Genomic DNA, 3,807 nt, shown 5'->3' with positions numbered 1-3,807 from the left:
GTCCAAACCCGACATGCGCCCGGACACGGTGGTTCCGGCGCCGTCACCGACGGTCCCGGCCAGCACACCAAGGACCGTGCTTTTGCCTGCCCCGCTGGGGCCGTCCAGGGCGGTGATCAACCCCCGGGGCGCCGAGAAGGTCAGGGGCCCGACGGCGGCAGCGGACCTTCCTGCATAGGTCACGGTGAGGTCCGTGACGGTAACTCCCCCGGCGGCAGGGCTGCCTGCCATGGGGCGCGGCTCCGGCGCGCCGGTGACCGCTCTGGTCTCAGCGAGGGCCACCCGGCCATCATCACTGGCGTGATGGGCGGTACCCAGTTCCCGGAGCGGCAGGTAGCAGTCCGGGGCGAGGATCAGCGCCAGGAGGCCGGCCTCCAGCGGCATATCGCCGTGCACCAGGCGGACGCCGATGAAGACGGCCACCACTGCGACGGAGATCGTGGCGATGAGTTCCAGGGCCAGGGCCGACAGGAACGCGGTCCGCAGCGTTCCCATGGTCTTTGTGCGGTACTCCTCCGAAATTTCCTCCAGGGCCTGACGCTGGGCCGTGGCCCGGCCAAGCCCTACAAGGACAGGCAGGCCTTTTGCCAGTTCCAGCATGTGGGCAGACAGCCTGGTCAGCGTGGCCTGCGCTTCCCGGACGTGGTCCTCCGTGTACCGTCCGATCAGCACCATGAACAGCGGGACCAGCGGAACCGTCAGGACCACCACGACGGCGCTGATCCAGTCAGCGAACAGGATACGTGCCCCAAGCAGGAGCGGGATCGCGGCGCAGTTCACCAGCGCCGGAAGGAACTGGGTGTAGTAGCTGTCCAGGGCATCCAGGCCACGCGTCGCCAGAACTGCCAGTCCGCCGTCGGCCGGTCCGGCGCTGCGCGCGCCGTTCCGGAGGGCGCGCTCCAGCAGTTCGGACCGGAGCTCCTCTTTGATGCCAAGGGCCGCACGGCGCGCGGCTATGCCTTGGGCCCAGACGGTGGCCGACCTCAGGACCACCCCTGCCAGTCCCCAGGGGAGCTGGTCCGGCCAGGACTGGTCCCCGGTAACGAGGCCGGCGAGCATCGCCGCCACGGCCTGGCCCATGAGGATCAGGGACAGTGCCTTGAGGGCTGCGAGCAGACCGAGCCAGTAGACGGCGGAACGGGTGGCGGGTCCGGCAGGGAAGTCTGGACGCACGGGCCGGCTCAGCCGTTCCTGATGAAGGCTTTGGTTGCGATGGCGGGCAGGAAGCTGTGCGCGGCCGGAATGTGGTCCGCGCTCACCCGCCGCCGGAACACCCAATAGGTCCATGCCTGGTAGACGATCACGAGCGGCAGCCCAACAGCCGCCACGATGCTCATGAGCCCCAGGGTGTAGTCCGACGAGGAAGCACTCGTGACAGTCAGGTCGAAGGCAGGGTCCAGGGTGGACGGCAGCACTACCGGGAACACGGCACCGAAGATCGATGCGGAACCCAGCAGGAGAAAGCCACCCATGGCCATGAATGCCCGCCCCTCGGCGCCCTTACGGGCCAGCAGCCAGGCAACAACCGCGGCCACCACGGCCAGGATGACTGCCGCCCACGTCCACGGCTCGCCGTTCCGGAACTGGACGCTGACGGCCCAAGCAGCAATGGGGAGCAGCAGCACCGGAAGCAGCCGCACAAACCAGCGGCGCGCACGAAGGCGGACGTCGCCGTCGGTCTTCAGCGCCAGGAAAGCCAGCGCATGGAGCAGGGAGAAGCCCACCACCGCCAGTCCGCCCAGCACGGCGTATCCGCTGAACCAGGACAACCAGTCCCCCACCCGGTCTCCGTTGGCGTTCAGCGGGAGCCCGGTGGTAGTCAGGGCCAGGGCGGCCCCGACGCCAAAGGCCGCAAAGAAGGAGCCCAGCGCGATGGCCCAGTCCCAGCGGGTCCGCCAGCTTTCGGTGTCCATCTTGCCGCGGTACTCGAAGGCCACAGCGCGGAAGATCAGTGCCACCAGCACCACCAGCAGCGGGAAGTAGAGGGCCGAAAACAGCGATGCGTACCAGAGCGGGAAGGCAGCAAAGGTTGCTCCGCCGGCGGTCAGCAGCCATACCTCGTTGCCGTCCCAGACAGGGCCGACGGTGTTCAGCAGCACGCGCCGCTCCGTGTTGTTGCGGGCGAAGAGCTTCATGAGCATCCCCACCCCCAGGTCGAAGCCTTCAAGGAAGAGATAACCGGTCCACAACACCGCAATGGCGATGAACCAGATCGTGGGCAGCAATTCCATTCTGTGTATCCTCAGCTCTTCTTTTTCAGCGAATCAGTAGGCGAAAGCCAGGACGTCGTCGGCGGGCTTCTGGCCGCCGCCCGTGCCGCCCGGGGTTTCGTCCTCGTTTTCGTCGGCGGGAACGTGCACCAGTTCCGGCATGCCGGACACCACGCCGCCCCGGATGTAGGTCACCAGCAGCTTCACTTCCACCACCAGCAGCACCGCATACACCGCCGTCAGCACGATGAGGGAGGTGAGCAGTTCGCCGGCTGAAACCCCGGGTGAGACAGCTGCCGCGGTGAACATGAAGACCTGGTCGATGCCGTTGAGGTCCGGGTTCGGGGCCACGACGAACGGCTGCCGCCCCATTTCCGTGAAGATCCAGCCCGCTGCGTTGGCACCGAACGGAGCCAGGATGCCGAACACTGCCAGACGCATCAGCCAGGGCGACGCGGGCACGGTGCCCTTGCGGGTGATCCACAGGGCAACGAGCGCGGCCAGGGCTGCGAGCCCGCCGAAGCCGATCATCATGCGGAAGCCCCAGTAGGTGACCTCCATGACGGGGACGTACTCAATCTCCTGGCCGGCGCGGTCACCGTAGATCGGGTTGTCCGGAAGGTGCGTTCCGTAGTCAGCCTTGTACTGGTCCAGAAGGCCATTCACACCGGGGACCTCGGTGGTGAAGTCGCCCTTGGCGAGGAACGAAAGGATGCCCGGAACCTCGATCAGGGCCACGATCTCGTCGCAGTTCTTGGAACCGAGGTTTCCGACGCTCAGTACGGAGAAACCGGTACCGTCGTGGCAGGCGGCCTCGGCTGCGGCCATTTTCATGGGCTGCTGCTCAAACATCAGCTTCCCTTGGAGATCACCGGTGAGCGCAGTGCCGGCGAAGGAAATCATGGCTACAACAGCCCCGATCCGCAGGGACTTGATCCATACGGTGTAATCGTTACGGTCGCGGCCCGGGATGGCGGACTCACCCGGGACAACTTTGCCATCAGCGTCCACGGTGTCGATGCCGTCGCGCCTCCGACGCCAGAGGTGGTACCAGGCGATGCCCAGGAGGAAGCCGCCGGCCACCGCCAACGCGCCCATCAGTGTATGGGGGACGGCTACCAGGGCGGTGTTGTTCGTGAAGACGGCCCAGGCATCAGTCATGACGGGACGTCCGTCGATCATTTCGACACCCACGGGGTGCTGCATCCAGCTGTTGGCAACGATGATGAAGTAGGCGGAGAAGACCGAACCCACCACAGCGATCCAGAGGCAGGCCAGGTGGATGCCGGGCTTGAGCTGCTTCCAGCCAAAGATCCACAAGCCCAGGAAGGTGGACTCAACGAAGAAGGCCAGAAGCGCCTCCAGTGCCAGCGGAGCGCCGAACACATCGCCCACAAAGCGGCTGTATTCGCTCCAGGCCATGCCGAACTGGAACTCCTGAACGATGCCTGTTGCCACACCCATGATGAAGTTGATGAGGAACAGCTTCCCCCAGAACTTCGTCATGCGCAGGTACTCCTGCTTGCCGGTACGGTGCCACATGGTCTGCATAACAGCCACCACCAGGCCAAGGCCGATGGTGAGGGGCACCATCATG

3 protein-coding genes are annotated in these 3,807 nt (G+C 65.8%); all 3 read right to left on the bottom strand.

Going from position 1 to position 3,807, the window contains the following annotated elements:
• Positions 1 to 1,173, bottom strand: a 1,173-nt coding sequence (locus tag DBR22_RS09005; RefSeq protein ID WP_258229109.1) for an ABC transporter transmembrane domain-containing protein, incomplete at its 3' end; no start/stop codon positions are given.
• An 8-nt stretch (positions 1,174 to 1,181) separates the two neighbouring features.
• Positions 1,182 to 2,231 carry a cytochrome d ubiquinol oxidase subunit II gene (gene cydB / locus DBR22_RS09000; RefSeq protein WP_108598734.1) on the bottom strand — a complete coding sequence of 350 codons (1,050 nt, stop codon included), beginning with the start codon at positions 2,229 to 2,231 and terminating at the stop codon, positions 1,182 to 1,184.
• Between the two features lie 33 nt (positions 2,232 to 2,264).
• Complete coding sequence (locus DBR22_RS08995; RefSeq protein WP_108598733.1) at positions 2,265 to 3,806, bottom strand: cytochrome ubiquinol oxidase subunit I; 1,542 nt, start codon at positions 3,804 to 3,806, stop codon at positions 2,265 to 2,267.
• Position 3,807 lies beyond the last annotated feature (1 nt).

Source organism: Arthrobacter sp. HMWF013, from assembly GCF_003061105.1.
Taxonomy (GTDB): domain Bacteria; phylum Actinomycetota; class Actinomycetes; order Actinomycetales; family Micrococcaceae; genus Arthrobacter.
This window is presented reverse-complemented; position numbering and strand designations above follow the sequence as displayed.